This window comes from Bifidobacterium sp. 2450, assembly GCF_041900695.1.
Lineage (GTDB): Bacteria > Actinomycetota > Actinomycetes > Actinomycetales > Bifidobacteriaceae > Bifidobacterium > Bifidobacterium longum.
In genome coordinates, this window is the sequence record NZ_JBHEEA010000013.1 from 19,368 (window position 1) to 36,502 (window position 17,135).

General features: G+C 60.6%; 13 protein-coding genes. 7 read left to right on the forward strand and 6 right to left on the reverse strand.

Features of this window, described 5'->3' with window-relative positions:
* The first annotated feature begins 26 nt into the window (after positions 1 to 26).
* Positions 27 to 2,006 (forward strand): glycogen debranching N-terminal domain-containing protein, encoded by a 1,980-nt coding sequence (locus ACEUKI_RS08150; RefSeq protein WP_374156699.1) that lies wholly within the window; start codon positions 27 to 29, stop codon positions 2,004 to 2,006.
* 459 nt (positions 2,007 to 2,465) lie between these two features.
* On the opposite strand, the gene ACEUKI_RS08155 is transcribed toward ACEUKI_RS08150, so the two are convergent.
* The 3 genes from ACEUKI_RS08155 to ACEUKI_RS08165 form a co-directional block, all read right to left on the reverse strand.
* A complete protein-coding gene (locus ACEUKI_RS08155; RefSeq protein WP_374156700.1) occupies positions 2,466 to 3,287 on the reverse strand; it encodes a hypothetical protein in 822 nt (273 codons plus the stop codon).
* On the reverse strand, positions 3,277 to 4,476 hold the full coding sequence (locus ACEUKI_RS08160) for an NUDIX domain-containing protein (RefSeq protein ID WP_374156712.1): 1,200 nt from the start codon (positions 4,474 to 4,476) through the stop codon (positions 3,277 to 3,279). The genes ACEUKI_RS08155 and ACEUKI_RS08160 overlap by 11 nt, the downstream gene beginning before the upstream one ends.
* A 157-nt stretch (positions 4,477 to 4,633) precedes the next feature.
* Complete coding sequence (locus ACEUKI_RS08165; protein ID WP_144169328.1) at positions 4,634 to 6,871, reverse strand: RNA degradosome polyphosphate kinase; 2,238 nt, start codon at positions 6,869 to 6,871, stop codon at positions 4,634 to 4,636.
* Between the two features lie 474 nt (positions 6,872 to 7,345).
* Between ACEUKI_RS08165 and ACEUKI_RS08170 the strand changes: the two genes are divergently transcribed.
* Complete coding sequence (locus ACEUKI_RS08170) at positions 7,346 to 8,749, forward strand: metallophosphoesterase (RefSeq protein ID WP_115770453.1); 1,404 nt, start codon at positions 7,346 to 7,348, stop codon at positions 8,747 to 8,749.
* A 235-nt stretch (positions 8,750 to 8,984) separates the two neighbouring features.
* Here ACEUKI_RS08170 and ACEUKI_RS08175 read toward each other — a convergent pair whose 3' ends face one another.
* The gene (locus ACEUKI_RS08175; protein ID WP_008783385.1) at positions 8,985 to 9,785 is read right to left on the reverse strand and encodes an IclR family transcriptional regulator; all 801 of its coding nucleotides are present in this window, start codon (positions 9,783 to 9,785) and stop codon (positions 8,985 to 8,987) included.
* 293 nt (positions 9,786 to 10,078) lie between these two features.
* On the opposite strand from ACEUKI_RS08175, the gene leuC reads away from it, so the two are divergent.
* Positions 10,079 to 11,482 carry a 3-isopropylmalate dehydratase large subunit gene (leuC, locus tag ACEUKI_RS08180; protein WP_374156701.1) on the forward strand — a complete coding sequence of 468 codons (1,404 nt, stop codon included), beginning with the start codon at positions 10,079 to 10,081 and terminating at the stop codon, positions 11,480 to 11,482.
* Positions 11,483 to 11,566: 84 nt separating this feature from the next.
* Positions 11,567 to 12,259 (forward strand): 3-isopropylmalate dehydratase small subunit, encoded by a 693-nt coding sequence (leuD, locus tag ACEUKI_RS08185; protein ID WP_374156702.1) that lies wholly within the window; start codon positions 11,567 to 11,569, stop codon positions 12,257 to 12,259.
* 222 nt (positions 12,260 to 12,481) lie between these two features.
* On the opposite strand, the gene ACEUKI_RS08190 is transcribed toward leuD, so the two are convergent.
* Positions 12,482 to 12,610: a hypothetical protein gene (locus ACEUKI_RS08190; protein WP_260847413.1), complete on the reverse strand. Its 129-nt coding sequence runs from the start codon at positions 12,608 to 12,610 to the stop codon at positions 12,482 to 12,484.
* Positions 12,611 to 12,707: 97 nt separating this feature from the next.
* On the opposite strand from ACEUKI_RS08190, the gene ACEUKI_RS08195 reads away from it, so the two are divergent.
* The 3 genes from ACEUKI_RS08195 (at position 12,708) to ACEUKI_RS08205 (ending at position 15,425) form a co-directional block, all read left to right on the forward strand.
* A complete protein-coding gene (locus ACEUKI_RS08195) occupies positions 12,708 to 13,016 on the forward strand; it encodes a hypothetical protein (RefSeq protein ID WP_374156703.1) in 309 nt (102 codons plus the stop codon).
* A 201-nt stretch (positions 13,017 to 13,217) separates the two neighbouring features.
* Complete coding sequence (locus tag ACEUKI_RS08200) at positions 13,218 to 14,258, forward strand: CPBP family intramembrane glutamic endopeptidase (RefSeq protein ID WP_260847412.1); 1,041 nt, start codon at positions 13,218 to 13,220, stop codon at positions 14,256 to 14,258.
* Positions 14,259 to 14,297: 39 nt separating this feature from the next.
* A complete protein-coding gene (locus tag ACEUKI_RS08205; RefSeq protein ID WP_374156704.1) occupies positions 14,298 to 15,425 on the forward strand; it encodes a diguanylate cyclase in 1,128 nt (375 codons plus the stop codon).
* A gap of 204 nt (positions 15,426 to 15,629) precedes the next feature.
* Here ACEUKI_RS08205 and ACEUKI_RS08210 read toward each other — a convergent pair whose 3' ends face one another.
* A complete protein-coding gene (locus ACEUKI_RS08210; protein ID WP_374156705.1) occupies positions 15,630 to 16,976 on the reverse strand; it encodes an FAD/NAD(P)-binding oxidoreductase in 1,347 nt (448 codons plus the stop codon).
* Positions 16,977 to 17,135: the final 159 nt, after the last annotated feature.

A 17,135-nucleotide genomic window follows, 5' to 3' on the forward strand; every position in this document is an offset into this window, starting at 1 on the left:
TTCGATGACGATGATAAAGGAGCATTATGCCTGAAACACAAACATTGCAGCCATGGCTTCACGACAAATTGGTGCTGCTGCATTCCCCCTGCCAGCTATGGTCGAATGCCGATGGCTCCATTGATGGAGGTCCGGTGACGGGACTGTATGTGGGAGACACTCGTCTTGTGTCCACAATTGTCACGGATATTGATGGTGATATACCTGTGTCGATTTCGGTTCGTCGTGATAACGCAAGCACGCGAACGATGGTGTCCGTTCCGCGCGCATTGGAGGGACAGACGGCCGACCCACGGTTCCGGGTGCTTACCACTGAGCAGGTGGTGGAGTCAGGCTTTGAGCAACATGTTGCCATTGAGTCTGGCAGAGATGACGATGTTCGGGTAGCGGTTCGTGTGACGATTGTTCCCGATATGTCGACTATGCAGGAAATCAAAGGTGGAGCACGGTCTGAGACGTTACTGCGTGGCGAGATTCGTGCTGCGGTCGAGACCGATGGTCTGAGAATCGAGGATGGTAAGGGCAACGCATTCACGCTCCACGCGCCGGAAGGACATGTGGTGTGGAACGGAAATGAAGCCGTGCTGTCTTGGTGCATTGATGTTCCGGCGAATGACATGGTGCAGCTTGCTTGGAAGCTTTCAGTGGAGTCCACCCATGCCGCTCCTGTCGCCGCGGCGAGGACTCAATGTGGATGGGATGGACTCCGTGCCGTTGCGGCGGATACCCGCGTCTCCCGGTGGATTAATACGTCGCTGGAAGATTTGGCCGCATTGCGTATGATGATTGCCGATGATCCGAATCATGCTTTTCTTGCGGCTGGAGCGCCATGGTATTTCACCTTGTTCGGCCGCGACTCCCTATGGGCTGCCCGATTCATGCTGCCTTTGGACGTCACATTGGCGTTGGACACCTTGCACGTACTGGCTCGATTCCAGACGACCGCGCACGATGATGAAAGCAATGCAGATCCAGGCAAGATTATGCATGAGTTGCGCGGCGAACAGCTTGTCTCGCAAGGCACCTTTGTCGGTACTTTGAGCCTGCCCCCGCTGTACTACGGCACCATTGATGCCACCGAACTGTGGATTATTTTGCTCGCCGAGGCGTTGCGCTGGGGTGCGCCGGAGCAGGAGATTGAGGCGTTGCTGCCGAACCTTGAGGCCGCACTTGCCTGGCTGCGCGATTGGGGTGATTGCGATGGCGATGGATTCTTGGAATACATCGATCGCACTGGTCATGGCCTGAGCAACCAGGGGTGGAAGGATTCGGGAGACTCCGTACGCTGGAACGATGGACGCATTGCCGACGGCCCGATCGCCTTGTGCGAAGTGCAGGGATATGCTTATCAGGCAGCCATGCTCGGCGCGGATGTGCTGGAGAAATTCGGGCGCCCTGGGGCTGAGGATTGGCGCGCATGGGCCAAGCGGCTGAAGACCCGGTTTAACGAGGTTTTCTGGGTTGATGACGGCAATGGCCGCTATCCGGCGATTGCGCTGGATCGAGACAAGAAGCCGGTTGATTCCTTGACCAGCAATATTGGGCATCTGCTTGGCACGGGCATTCTTGATGAACAGGGTGTGCGCGATGTGGTGGCCCGTTTGGTTGGTGATGACATGCTCAGCGGCTATGGCGTGCGTACCATGAGCACACTGGCTGGTGGGTACTGGCCTGAGAGCTATCATTGCGGCTCTGTGTGGGCTCATGACAGTGCCATCGTGATGAATGGTCTTCGTGCAGAAGGCTATGAGGCGGAGGCGTTGCGTGTGGCCGACGGATTGGTTCGCGCTGCGGATGCCTTCGGCTACCAGATCCCGGAATTGTACTCCGGGGATTCGGGGGAGAACGGCCCCTCTCCGTATCCTGCGGCTTGCCATCCGCAGGCGTGGTCGGCGGCCTCCGCCGTGTCGGTTTTGTCGTTGCTGCTTGGACTGGAGCCTGGCTCTACGAAGCCGACCCCATCCAATTCTCCTTTGGCTCGGGGATTACGGCTGAATCGGAACTGAAATGGAGCATTATTCGGCGGGATTGGGGGTTATGCCGTTGCGCGCCGACCTTAGCGGGGCGGACCATTGACTCGGTCGTGGTTTTGCCCCGCTGAGACGGGCTCAGTGGGGTGGTCTTTCGGTTTAATCGTGGTTTTGCTTTGCTGACAGCGTAGAGAATGATGGGGATGCCGTTGTGATTGCATGAGGCATGCATTTTGAGTGAGGGAAAGAAGAGAAGCGCCGAACCGCGAAAGCGCCTGTCGGCGCAAGGGCCGCTCGCGGCGGCAAAAAATGGAGCCCGGGGCTTAAGCACGGTCCGACGCGGGTACTTAGTATAGCTTGCGATGGGTCTCGCCGCGCCGGGGAAGGGGTGGTGTTGGCCGGTAGCTGATTGTTGGGGTGCGGTTGGTGGGTTTCTCCCTCAGTCACGGGCATCGCCCGTGACAGCTCCCTCATCAGAGGGAGCCTGGAGCAGGGCTACTCCAACCGGCCTCTGCGCCAGAGGTTGGCGCCGTGCTGGAAATCCTTGGTGGTGGCCATGAGGCTGCCGGCGGTGTGTATAAGGCGGGCGGCTTTGGTGCGCACCGCCTTTTCGTCGGCATCCGAGGAGAAGCCGCCGTTGGCCTCGGCCCGGGTCACCATGCGCCGCGCCTCCACGCGCAAGCCCAACGCCACCACATCGGTAAACGCCGCCGCACGCTCAAGCGCCACGGCAAAATCGCCCACAAAAGCACCGGAGAGAATCGAATCGGCCAATCGCACGATGTCATCTTCACTGGGAGCCTGATCCACGCCGGCGATGGCGGAGGCGGTAGTGGCCACCGGCTCACCCAAGCGCCACAGATGCGCGATTGAGTCGCGATTCGATCGCATCCACGTACGCAACATATACAGTCGCCACAGCACACCAGGCAGCGAATCCGGCTCGGCATCGCTCCACAGTTCGGCGATTTCATCCACGCCGACCGTCTCCACCAACGTGAGCACCCGCTCAACAACCGCCGGGTCTTCGCTATGGCGCACACGATCCAGCAATGCGGCAGCGGACAGATGGCTCATCTCGCTCAACGCTTGCGGGTCCATGCCGCCGGCCAATCCATCGGCCACAGCCGGGTCGAGCTGAGCCGGGCGCGAAGGACGTGAAGAACCCATGCGAGCAGGTCCGAATGCCGCTCCGGCCGCACGCAACGAGCCGAAGCCTGGGCCCAGACTGCCGGCGGCACCATTGTGCGCGGCATGAGCTGCGGCGGCAGCGGCCGAGGAGTTGGATGAATCAGGAAATACGGGTCTAGTAGACAAGCGGTTGAACCTTCTGAATATCGATGATTTTGGGACCATGAGGCGTCGGAGTGACGAACAGCGCCACCGCCGTGCCGGTCGGCATGAACGGTGTCCTGGCGATTAGGCGTTTGCTCAGAGACGGCGCAACGCACATGCTGCGCAGGTGTTCGAACATACCACCAATCACCGGCCGGTGCATGCATATCGCTATGGGCTGACGGCGCTCAAGTGCGAACTCGATTTCGCTGAGTAGACACTCCCATGCGGTGTCCGGCGCAGCGGCGTATGCATCTTCGGTGAGCGGATCGAGATGAACCATGTCTCGTCCGGTCTGCCACGCGAACATCTCCAACGTCTCCTGGCAGCGCACCCAAGGCGACGTGGCCAGTCGGTTCGGATTGAAACACGCCAGCTCGCGGTTCAGCGCGTATGCCGCAGCCGCGCCGCGCGGCGTGATCGGACGGTTCTCGTCCGAGCCCTTCCACAGCTTGCGCGCTTCTGCCTTGCCGTGGCGCACGATAATCACCGGCACGGCGTCAAGCGCGCCCTCCTGCACTCGGTCAACGAATAGTGCAAGGATGTCCTTATCGGTGGAATGGCTGAGTTTCTTGCGGGCCTCAGCCGGCGTCAACCACAGGATTTCGTCGATTTCGTCGATGTCCGCCCGATGCACCGGGCCGAACGCATGGGTGCGCCGCAGATTGTCGATGGCGCTGATTGGCGTGGCCATCCAGAACTGGATGTGCTTGGTGTCCGCCGACCGATCCTTGGTATGGCGCTGTTTGCTGCCCTCTTCGGACAGCGGGTACTCGATGTCGCCCAGATAGGGACCGAGCTCCACGGACAGGCCCGATTCCTCGCCGATCTCGCGCACGGCGGCATGCCGGTGTGATTCGTTTGGGTCGACCTTGCCTTTCGGCCAGCTCCAGTCGTCGTATTTCGGGCGATGCACGATGCACAGTTCGATGCGGTTGAGTACGTTGTCCGTTGTGGCTGGGCTGTCGGTCTGTGCCGGGTCCGGGGTGGAAGCCGCGTCCGATGCGCCGGGTGCTGCCGTGGTCTCGCCGTCAGAATCCGTGGTGTTCGCGATGATGGTGCCATCGGTGGCAATATTGGATTTCGCTGATGGAGATGATGCCTGCGTCGGCTCGGCATCATCCTTCCACCGGTACAGAATACCGCCGGCGGCTTCCACGATTCGTCTCATACTGTTCGTACCCATCTCTTGTATTGTAGGTCACGTTGGACCGCTGCTACGTAGTTTTTGCGCGCTGAACAACGATGCCCGGCATCCTCTCGAAAGAGGAGCCGGGCATCGTAACCACCCTCAGTCAGCTTGCGCTGACAGGGAGCATCGAGTGAAATCAGTTATGCGAATTGGGGCGACGCTGGTGCTTGCGAATCAGGTATTCCTGACTATCGACCAGCGGGCGGCCCTCGTCGTCCTTGGTGTGCAGCACATACGTGCCGTCGGGCTGCATGTGCCAGCTCATGGTGGAGTCGGCCATCTGCAGGTCCACGTACTTGATGAGCTCGTCAATCTGCTCCGGGGCGGTGACGCGCACCAGAGCCTCGACGCGGCGGTCAAGGTTACGGTGCATGAGGTCAGCCGAACCGATGTAGACCTCCGGGCCGGAAGCCGGGCCCTCGCCGATCTGCGGGCCGTCCGCATTGCAGAAGGCGTAGATGCGGGAGTGCTCCAGGAAGCGGCCGAGAATCGAACGTACGCGGATGTTCTCGGACAGGCCGGGAACGCCGGGCTTCAGAGCGCAGATGCCGCGTTCGACGATGTCGATCTTCACGCCGGCCTGAGAGGCACGGTACAGGGCGTCGATGGTCTTCTCGTCCACGATGGAGTTGACCTTGATCTTGATCCAGGCCTCCTTGCCGGCGCGTGCGGCGTCCTCCTCGCGGCGGATGCGCTGGATCAGACCGGTGCGCACGGTGCGCGGGGCCACCAGCAGACGGTGGAAGCTGGACTTCGGCGCGTAACCGGAGAGCTGGTTGAACAGACGAGTCAGATCCTGGCCGACCACCGGGTCGCAGGTCAGCAGACCCAGATCGGTGTACAGTCGCGCGGTCTTCGGGTTGTAGTTACCGGTGCCTACGTGGCAGTAGCGGCGTAGACCGTCCGCTTCCTGACGCACGACCTCGATGAGCTTGCAGTGGGTCTTCAAGCCCACGATGCCGTACACCACGTGCACGCCGGCGCGTTCGAGCTTGCGGGCCCACGCGATGTTGGCGTCCTCGTCGAAACGAGCCTTGATCTCCACCAAAGCCAGCACCTGCTTGCCGGCATGAGCGGCGTCGATCAGGGCGTCGATGATTGGCGAGTTGGAGCTGGTGCGGTACAGGGTCTGCTTGATGGCCAGCACCTTCGGGTCCGCGGCGGCCTGCGCAAGGAAGGCCTGCACGGAAGTGGAGAAGGAGTCATAGGGGTGATGCAGCAGGATGTCGCGCTCGCGGATGGCGGCGAAAATATCCTGTGCGCGGGAGGACTCGACCTCGGCGATCTGACGGTTCGTGGTCGGCACGAACGGACGGTTCTTCAGGTCCGGGCGGTCCACGCTGCCGAGCTCAAAGAGCACGGTCAGGTCCAGCGGGCTAGGCAGACGGTATACCTCGTCCTGGCTCACGCCGAGCTGGTCGGCGAGCAGCTGGGAGAGGAAGGGGCTCGTGGTGTCCGTGATCTCCAGACGGATCGGCGGTCCGAAGCGGCGGCGCAGCAGCTCCTTCTCCATGGCGTTGAGCAGGTTCTCGGCGTCATCCTCTTCCACGTCGATGTCCTCGTTACGAGTCACGCGGAAGGAGCGGGCCTCCTTGATGATCATGCCCGGGAACAGGGATTCCAGATGCGCGGCGATGAGCTTTTCCATGGCGATGAAGCCGTAACGCTCGTCCTTGGACTCCTCATCGGTCATGTCGTCCACCGGCACCAGACGTGGCAGGTTGCCCGGGATCTTGACGCGGGCGAAGTGCGACTTGCCGGAGGCCGGGTTCTCCACAATCACGGCCAGGTTGATGGAACCGCCGGAAATGTAGGGGAACGGGTGGGCCGGATCCACGGCGAGCGGCGTCAGGACCGGGAACACCTGCTGGCGGTAGTAGCGCGAGAGGCGCTCCTGCTCGGAGGATGTGAGCTTGTCCCACGTCAGCAGGACGATGCGCTCCTCCTCCAATTCCGGCAGAATGGTGTCGATCGCGTAATGTGCGTGCTCGTCTTGCAGACGGTGTGCGGTCTCGCTGATCGCGCGCAGCTGCTGACGCGGGCTCAGGCCGGCGGCAGACGGCACGGCAATGCCCGAGTCGATACGGCGCTTCAGGCCGGCGACGCGGACCATGAAGAACTCGTCAAGGTTCGAGGCGAAGATCGCGGCGAAGTTGGCGCGCTCGAGCAGGGGCATGTCTTCGTTCTCCGCACATTCGAGCACGCGCTGGTTGAACTTGAGCCAGCTGAGCTCGCGGTCGAAGAAACGGTCCTTGGGCAGCGGTGCCTCGCCTTCCTGATCGACGCGGCGGTCGTTGTTGTCGTTTTCGGCAATATGCTCTGCGATTTGGCTGCGCAGAATTGCCTTCGAAGGTGCGTCAAATATCTGTGCCATAGCTTATATCGTAAGCTTTGGCGTGGCCGGAAAGCGACTGAACGCGCCAGAATTCAACGGGTGTTCATGTTAGTTCGGTGTTGGTTGGTTTTGAGTGTGCTAGCGCCGCTCGCGACACGCCGTGAGCGGCGGTGAAACGAACGAAATCGAACATCGGACGGGTTCGATGTGAACGGTTCAGCTCGTTTTCCGATAGCCAGAAAGTGCGATTGAACAGTTGTGATAAAAAACGCACAACGACTCTCTGCAGGTTGCGAGAAACGGGAGTGATGAATAGATTATGAGGTACAAGAACAACTGAACAGAGCAGAGCTCACAAATAGTGTATGGTCACGAGGACTGTTACGTTGGACGGGCATTGGAAAGACTTACCGTTACAACGATGATGTTGTGCAGAGATTCTGCTCCAGTAGTTGAACTTGTAGAAAAGGCCCGCTCCGGCGGGCCTTTTCGTTTGTGTGTACAGTGGAGGGCATGACGGAAACACAGCGTACGCCAGAGGGGATGTCGTCGAAACCCCGTATCAAGCCGGCCGATGCCGAAGACGGCCGCTCGGTCTCTATCTCTGCGCGTCTCGGACGACTGCAATTCCACTATTCCGGCAAGTTCCGCGTGCTGCAGATTGCCGACATTCAGGATGGGCCGAAAGTCTCCAAAGATACCATCGCCCTGATTGAGGCCAGCCTTGATGCCACACGGCCTGATCTGGTGATTTTCTCCGGCAACCAGATCGCCGGCTACGATCCGGCGTTCGCCGATTCATTCCGTAAACGTCGCTGGTGTGACGAACCTATTGCCGGATCCGCACTGAACCATACCCGAGCGCTGGTGCGCAAGGCCATTGGCCAGTTCACTGAGCCGTTGGCGGCGCGCGGCATCCCGTGGGCTGTGACGTATGGCAACCATGATTTCCAATGCGGGCTAAGCAATGCCGAACTGGACGGTATCTATCGTGAGTTCCCCGGTTGTGTCAACCCGCCAAGCGAGACCTTGCCGAACCAGATTGCATACACCTGTGGAGCGGGTGGCGCTGTGCAGACGCTGTCTGGTGCCACTGGCTCCGGTGCGGGGGTTACTGCGAAGGCTGATACGCTGGGCGTCGTTGATGATGCTGGTGCCGATGCTGTTGTGCCTTCTGCTGTGTCTTCCCCCGCATCCGCAGTGGGTTCCGGTGAACCAGGCACCTTCGCGCTGCCGGTTATGGACGTTGACCATACGCGCAATGTGCTGGGTCTGGTCATTCTTGACTCCGGTGATTACGTGCATGGCGGCGGCTTCGGCACACCATCGCCCGAAGCGCTCGCCTTCCTGAACGCCGTGCCCGACCGTATCGGTGCGAGATCAATGGTGTTCCAACACATGCCGATGCCCGAGTATTACAACGTGCTGAAGCCGGTGGCGGCCAACGCGGCGTTTGCCATGCAGGGCTATCGTTCGCACGCCGATACCTACTACGTGCTGGACGAATTGCAAACCCAGCCCGGCGGATATTTGGGAGAAGGCATATCCTGCCCTGATACGTCAGACGAATTCGAATTGCTGCGCGAGGGGTATTTCGGCATCGTAGCTGGTCATGATCATCGCAACGGTTTCGTCGGCGAACATGAGGGTCTGTTGCTTATCGCTACGCCAACCTGCGGATTCAATACGTACGGACCGGCTCCGGCCAAACGTGCCACGCGATTGATCGAATTTGATATCCGTCACCCTTACGAACCGCGTACGCAATTGCTGGAGTTTGGCGAACTGGTGGGCAAGCCCAGTTCCAAACGCGCCTACACCTATGCGGTGAACCAGGCCGCGCCTGGCGAGGGTGAGGGCGATGATTTGCTGCGCAAGCCGTCGCTATGGAGTCAACTGTCCGGTTTATTCAGGTAACCCGGTTTATTCAGGTAACTGTTCCTGATAGAGGCGGAAAGCGGCGCGAAGTATTCGAGGTTTCGGGGGCCTTCCGCTGTGTTGGACGATTAGTGGCAGAAATCCCGCGTCTCGACGGATACCTCGCGGGATTCCTGCCGTTTCAGGCCGTCAAAACGGCAGAAATCACGTGCCTCTTTCGTTGTGACGCGGGATTTCTGCCGGTTGGGCTATCGGTTGGATTGACTGGTATGTTTCAGCGAACGGCTTTGACCAGTGCTTCGGTGAGGTACTTGCCGGCGGCCATCACCAGCGGCGCATAGCGGCGTCCGGGAGCGGCGCCCATGCGGCCGGTCGGCCCAGAAATCGAGATGGCGGCGATGACCTGGCCGGAGGCGTTGCGGATCGGGGCGGAAATCGAGCACACGCCCTCTTCGCGCTCGTTCACGGACTCGGACCAGCCGCGCTTGCGTACGGCGGCCAGCTTGGTGGCGGTGAACTTGGCGTGACGCAATCCCTGGTGCAGACGGTCGGAATCCTCCCAAGCCAGAAGAATCTGGGCGGCGGAACCGGCTTCCATCGACAGCATGGCACCCACGGGAATGGAATCACGCAGGCCGGAGGTGCGTTCCACAGCGGCGATGCACACGCGCTGATCGCCCTGGCGGCGGTAAATCTGCGCAGACTCGCCAGTGCGATCGAGCAGGGTCTGCAGGATCGGGCCGGCGGCGGTCAGCAGACGATCTTCGCCTGCTGCGGCGGCAAGTTCGGCGAAACGGGAGCCGAGTACGAATCGGCCATGCTGGTCGCGCAGTACGAAACGGTGGCGTTCCAGTGCAATAGCCAAACGATGTGCGGTCGGTCGAGCGAGACCGGTGGCGGCCACAAGCTGTCCCAGCGTGGACGGGCCGGACTCCAGTGCGTCAAGAATCTTTACGGTTTTATCAAGGACGCCAACGCCGGAATGGATTTCCCCATCGTCCTTGGCGGTGGTGTCTTCGACCGGCTCGGACTCGGTCAAGCTGTTGTTCAATGGCTCTTCTTGGGAATCAGTCATAATAAGGGCGATTATGCCATCTCACATAGTGAAATAGCAAATCGGGGAAGTGTCTCACAGGGTGGTCATGAAGTTGAAGCGGCGTTCCTGGACGCCGAAGAGACATCTCTGGAGTGGAACCGAGTCATGCCTAGGTCATGTTCGAGTCGTATCCGAGTCATATTGAGGCCGTCATTTGACCGTATCTCAATATCCGGCATGCTCATGGCCGGGCCCATCGCAAGCACATAGGCTAATACCACGAACAAGGCGCGAACACAATACCTCGCGCGGAATATTTTGGAGGAATCACTATGGGAACGACACTGGCCGAGAAGGTCTGGGCCGATCATCTGGTGCGCAAGGGCGGCGACGGAGCTCCTGATTTGCTGTACATCGATCTGATGCTCATGCATGAGGTCACCAGCCCGCAGGCGTTTGAGGGCCTGCGCTTGGCCGGCCGCAAGCCGCGTCACGTGGATCAGCTCATCGCCACCGAGGATCACAACACGCCGACCGTTGATATCGATCGCCCGAACCCGGACGAGACGAGCGCACTGCAGCTGACGACTTTGGAGAAGAACTGCAAGGAGTTCGGCGTGCGCCTGCACCCGCTGGGCGACGCTGATCAGGGCATCGTCCACGCGTTCGCCCCGATTCTGGGCCTGACCCAGCCGGGCATGACCATCGTGTGCGGTGATTCGCATACGTCGACGCACGGCGCGTTCGGCGCGCTGGCGTTCGGCATCGGTACTTCCGAAGTCGAGCACGTGATGGCCACGCAGACGCTGTCCCTGAAGCCGTTCAAGACCATGGCCATCAACGTCGAGGGCAAGCTGCCCGCGGACGCGACCGCCAAGGACATCATTCTGGCGATTATCGCCAAGATCGGCACCGGCGGCGGCCAGGGTTACGTGATCGAATACCGTGGCGAGGCGATTCGTAACCTCACCATGGACGAACGTATGACCGTGTGCAATATGTCCATCGAGGCCGGTGCGCGTGCCGGCATGATCGCGCCGGACGAGACCACGTTCGAGTACCTGAAGGGCCGTCCGCACGCGCCGGAAGGCGAGCTGTGGGATCAGGCCGCGGCGTACTGGAAGACGCTGAAGACCGATGACGATGCCGTATTCGACAAGGTGGTGGATATTGACGCCACCAAGCTCGGTCCATATGTGACGTGGGGCACCAACCCCGGCCAAGGTCTGCCGATCACCGCCTCCGTGCCGGAGCCGGACAAGATCGCCGACGCCACCAAGCGCGCCGCCGCCGAACGTGCGATTACATACATGGGTTTGAAGCCGGGCATGCCGATCAAGGACATCGCCGTGGACACCGTGTTCATTGGTTCGTGCACCAACGGTCGTATCGACGATTTGCGCCAGGCCGCCGCGATCATGAAGGGCCACCACAAGGCCGAGAACATTCACCGCGTGCTCGTGGTGCCGGCCTCCTCCCGTGTGCGTCTGCAGGCGGAGAAGGAAGGCCTCGATAAGGTGTTCAAGGACTTTGGTGCCGAATGGCGTAATGCCGGCTGCTCGATGTGCCTGGGCATGAACCCCGACAAGCTGGTACCGAATGAGCGCTCGATTTCCACTTCGAACCGTAACTTCGAGGGCCGCCAGGGCAAGGGCTCGCGCACGCATTTGGCGTCGCCGGCCGTAGCCGCCGCCACCGCCATCCGCGGCACAATCTCGTCCCCCGCCGATCTCTGAGTCAATACACATGAGCCCCCTCTGACGAGGGGGGCTGTCAGTCGAAGACTGACTGGGGGAGAGATCCCCGAAAGGAAAATTGTTATGGAAAAACTCACCACACTGACCGGCGTGGGCGTGCCGCTGCGCCGCTCCAACGTCGATACCGACCAGATCATTCCCGCTGTGTTCTTGAAGCGTGTGACCAAGTCCGGCTTCGATGACGCCCTGTTCTACGCATGGCGCCGAGACCCGAACTTCGTGCTCAACAAGCCGGAATGCGCCGGTAAGGGCCAGATCCTAGTCGCCGGCCCCGAATTCGGCATCGGCTCTTCCCGCGAGCACGCCGTGTGGGCGCTGCACGATTACGGTTTCCGCGTGGTCATCGCGCCGAGCTTCGCCGACATCTTCTACGGCAACACCGCCAAAAACGGCGTGCTGGCCGCGATTATGCCGCAGGAGTCCGTCGAGCTCCTGTGGAAGCTGCTGGAAGAAGAGCCTGGTCGCGAGATGACTGTCTCGCTGGAGACTCGCACCGTCACTTGCGGTGACGTGACCCTGCCGTTCGAAGTGAACGATTACGTGCGTTGGCGTCTGATGAACGGCTACGACGACATCGATCTGACGCTGCAGTACGAGGACGACATCGCCGCCTACGAAAAGATGCGCGCCGAAAAGTTCCCCTTCAAGCCCAAGACCATTCCCGCCAAGCACTGGCCCGAAGAAAAAATCGAGTCCGCCCGCGAGCCGGAGGACGCAGACTGGACAGGGCCGTTGGCCGATCGCGGCATTATTTAGCCGCGATCGGCCTGCTGAAAGCCCGGTGGGCTTTCGGCAGGCCCTGTGCCGAGCTGCGACAGCAGCGAGGCCAGCATTGAGCCTCGCCGAAAGGCGAGTCCATAATTGCAGGCCCAGGGCCGTTGGCTCTGTGTCTGATTGAGATTATTGGGTCGCTCGCATCGCATCAAACAAAGGTCTCACTGGTTTGAACCAGTGAGACCTTTTACGTATAGGGTCACTTCACGCAATCGTCTGGTTCCAATGCGGCAACTCGTTTAGCATCCCAAATACTTCCACCAACAACGCCATACGGTCGTTATCCACCGCAGCCACCAACACCGGCGTGGCGGCGCTTTTCCCAACACTCATGAACTCCATCCTAGCGTTCGGAATACTGTGCCTGAATTCGTACACATTTGTGGACATAATCACGGTTCATCCAGTAATGACGGTTAGGCTGAGCATCATGACCATGAATGACATGAATCCGTCGAACGATTCCGATACGGCTCCGGCGCAATCGCTGTCAGCGCAACCGTTGCCACCTCGACCGGCACCGCAGTCTGCGGCACAGTCACAGACGCCGATGCCGCAGACGCCACAGTATGCCCAGCCTGGGCCGAGCATGCAGCCGCAATATGCGGGCCAGCCGGAGGCATGGGCACAACCGCTACCTCCACAAGGTGTTTCACAACCTGTGCCGCAGGCCGCAATACCTGCTGTGCAGCCTGCACAATACGCCGCGCAGCTCGTATACCTGACATATCCCGTCTAACCTACGTATCCTGCCCAGCCGATGTATCCCACGCAGCCAACGTATCCGGCGCAATCCGCCTATTCCACATACCCGGCGCAACAGTCGGCTCCGCAGCCCCTCGCTCATCCGTACTACGCTCAACCAGTGGGCTATGCGCCACAACCCTATTCCGCTGCGCCGCAACCATTCGTGCAAACGGCTCCGGCAATGCCCGTCACAATGCCCAACGCAATGCCTGCCACGATGCCCGCAGCAATGCCCGTGGTCGTGCCGATCGATCCTCGCCGTGCATGGCGCACGTGGCGTCGCAAGGTGGTCAATCGTGTAATGGGACTGACTCTCGCCTATGAAGGCATGATGCTCTTGGGTGCAATGGTCGCCACCATTATCGTCGGCGTAATAACCGCGAGCGATTTGTCCGGCGTGCAGTGGGATGGCATCATCAGCCTGATATCGGTGTTCGTCGCGTTCGGATTTCTGCTGCTCATGCGCCACCGTGACATCTTCACCCGCGAATTCTGGCTTGGTGGCCAGCATCGCGACTCGTACGGGGAGCCCAATCAGCTTGGTCACATCAGCCAATATGGCGGCGGACGCATGCAGCCTCTCTGGGCGTTGATGTTCATCGTGCTGGGCATGGGCGTGCAAGGCATCGTTATGTTGGTGCAGGTCGCTTGTTCCATGCTGGGCATCGATCTTGCCTCTCCCACGTCAGACAGCATCGCCGAATCCAGCGTCACCGTAAGCATGTGGCTGTACGTTGGGCTGGTCGCTCCGATTTGCGAGGAAGTACTGTTCCGCGGCGTACTGATGAAGGAGCTCAAGCCGTTGGGCAAGAACTTCGCCATCGTCACCTCGGCAATGGTGTTCGGCCTGTTCCATGACGACGTAGTGCAAGGCACATTCGCGTTCCTTTTTGGCCTGATTCTGGGATTCGTGGCCATGGAATACTCGTTGGTTTGGTCGATCGCACTGCACATCTTCAACAATGCGATTCTTTCCGGCGCCATCGATACCCTTGCCGGCAACTATCTTGATGGCAACGCATATTTGATATTCTCATTGTCGTTGTCTGTAATCGGCGTGATCGGATCGATCATCATATTCGTGATATACGGTAAAGAGCTGCGCCAATATCACCGTACGAATCGTAGTATTCCAGACACGTACTTTGGCTGGGCAGCTCCGACGTTCATCATCTTTGTGGTAGCCAATGCCGCTTTCGCCATTATTTCGTTTGCCGGCGCGATGATGGGTTGAGTGTGCGTGTGCGCATGCAGGTTGGCTTATCGTTGAAGCATGAGTGATTTTGAGCCGTTTTACGATGTCAGCCGCAGCTACGAAGACAACTATGAGCAAGGGCCGTTCGGCGCGTTTGCCGAGGCGCTGAAGGATAGCAACGGTGCCGATGCCGCCGGAACCACCAGCGAGGGTGCCTCCGAGGGTGCCTCGGCCTCCTTCCTGGGCCAGCCGGTCAACCTGCCTTTCGGCATTCCCGCAGGCCCGCTGCTCAACAGCCGCTTCACCACGGCCGCCTTCCGCATGGGCTTCGATCTGGCGACCTACAAAACCGTGCGTTCGCGCGCCTGGGGCTGCAATCCGTTCCCGAACGTGCTCGCCGTACACCCCAAGGCGGCGGACGGTTCACTGACGCCGGGCAGCGCCGAACTGGACGAGGGCGTGCTCGCCGACACCAATTACGAGACTTCGATCTCCATCTCCAATAGCTTCGGCGTGCCCTCGCAAAGCCCGGATGCCTGGCAGCCGGACATGCGCGCCGCCATCGAGGCCGCCGGCCCCGGTCAAGTGCTGGTCCCGAGCTTCCAAGGCTCGCGTGTGGAGGGCATGAGCGAGGAGGAATACATCGCCGACCATGCCACTACCGCCCGCCTGGTCAAGGAGACCGGTGCCAAGCTTATGGTGATGAACACCAGCTGCCCCAACGAGGGCCACAACCGCCTGCTATGCCACAATCCGCTGCTCGTGGGCCGCATCACCGAGGCCGTGAAGCAGGAGATCGGCGACATCCCGCTGATGGTCAAGCTCGCCTACATCCCCAGCGACGACGACCTTGAACTCATGGTGCGTTCCACCGTGGGCCATGGCACGGTTCAGGGATTCAGCACCATCAATACGATTTCCGCCAAACTGGTCGATGCCAATGGCAATCAGGCCCTGCCCGGTGCAGGCCGCGATCGCTCCGGCGTGTGCGGCAATGCGATTCGTGGCGCCGGCCTCGACATGGTCGCCCGTCTGGCCGCGATCCGCGAGGAGCTCGGTCTTGATTTCAAGATCAATGGCGTGGGCGGCGTGGTCTCGCCCGCCGACTATCAGGCGTACCGTGACGCCGGCGCGGACTCGGTGATGTCTGCCACCGGCGCGATGTGGGATGCCGAACTGGCCCGCAAGATCAAGGCCAGCCGGTAAATCGGCTCCAAAAACAAAAAACAGCCTGTACGGGCCGTGATTCCCAGACGATTCCCAGCCAGTGCCCACGTTGCATTGAAACTGGTGTTGTTATATGTAATCGCGGCCGAGCAAGCTGCATAACTTAACCTCTTTCTTCTTCTCTCCTTTCTCTCCCCGGCGCCCATCACGCCGGGGTTTCTTTTTGCGGTGAGTACAGCCGTCTTATTCGACGGCCGCCTTCATGGCCACGGCGCCGACGTAGTAGACCGGCTTGTCGAAGTTCGGCTGGAACAGGAAGTCCACGTTGGCGAGCTGGTCGATGGTGAAGCCGGCCTGAATCGCCATGGAAATCACGTTTGCCGCGCCGGAGATATCGGCCTTGGAGCAGAACTGGCCGCCCTTGACCTTGCGGGTTTCCGGGTCCCAGGTCAGAATCGACGTGACTGGGGTGGTGGTGAGCATGAAGTCCGGGCGATAATCCTCGGTGAGCGAGGTCTCGCGGACCGTGAGCCCGCGGCGTTCGGCACCCGCGCGGGTCAGGCCGGAGGTGGCGAGTGAGAGGTCGTACAGCTGCACGGCGGACGTGGCCTGTGTGCCCATGTACTTCACGGTCGGCGTCTCGATGTTGCGGCCCACCAGCAGACCCTGGCGCACCGCGTTGGTGGCCAGCGGAATGTAATCGTGCTGACCGGTGGGGTTGTAGAACACGGTGGCGGAGTCGCCGGCGGCGTACACGCCCGGCGCGGACGCCTGCATGTAGTCGTCGACCACGATCGCGCCGTTCGGCAGCATGTCCACCTTGCCCTTGAGCAGGTCGGTGTTCGGCAGGAAGCCGACGGCCAGAATCGCCATTTCGGCCGTGTACTCGCCCTTTTCGGTGACCACGGTGACGGTGTCGTCGTCATTGTCGCGGAACTCGACCACCTTCTGGCCGAGCGCAAGCGTGACGCCGTGCTCCTCGAACGCGGCCGCCACCTGATCGGTGATGGTCTTATCGAAATTATTGGCCAGCGGGCGATCAAGGCCGTCGACCAGCGTGGTCTTGACGCCGGTGACGCTGAACTGCTCGGCGATTTCCGCGCCGATATAGCCCGAACCGATCACCACTGCGGACTTGGCGGTTTTCGCCTTTTCCTTGATGGCGATGGCGTGATCCCAGTTCTTGCACAGCAGCACATGCGGGCTGTCGATGCCGGGGCTCGGCGGGATGACCGGGCGCGAGCCGGTGGTCACGACCAGTTTGTCGAAAGCGAGGGTCTGTTCGGCGGGGTCTCCGGCCTCGTCCAGCGCGCGGTAGGTGAGGGTTCTGGCGTCGAGGTCCACGGACGTCACGTCGGTGCGCATATGCATGGTCGCGCCGGCTTCGGCCAGAGCGGCAGGGGAGGAGTAGAACATTTTCTTCGGGTCGGACACGTGGTCGCCCACCCACAGGGCGATGCCGCAGGAGAGGAAGGACAGCGTACCGTTGCGCTCGAAAACATGGACGGTCCAATCGGGGTGCTCGGCGAGAATCGAGGTGGTGGCGAACGTGCCGGCGTGCGTGCAGCCGATGACGGCGACTGTGGTCATAGATGCTCCTTTGCTTGTGGCCATGGCGTCTGATGCCATTGCCCTGAATCGTAGCGTAGAAGTATGGAGAACACCGTGGCGGCAAATATGAGAAAGGTCACGTTATTGGTTTGATTCGACGGGGGTATGGGGTCCGTTGTGCATAGTGATCAAAGTTCG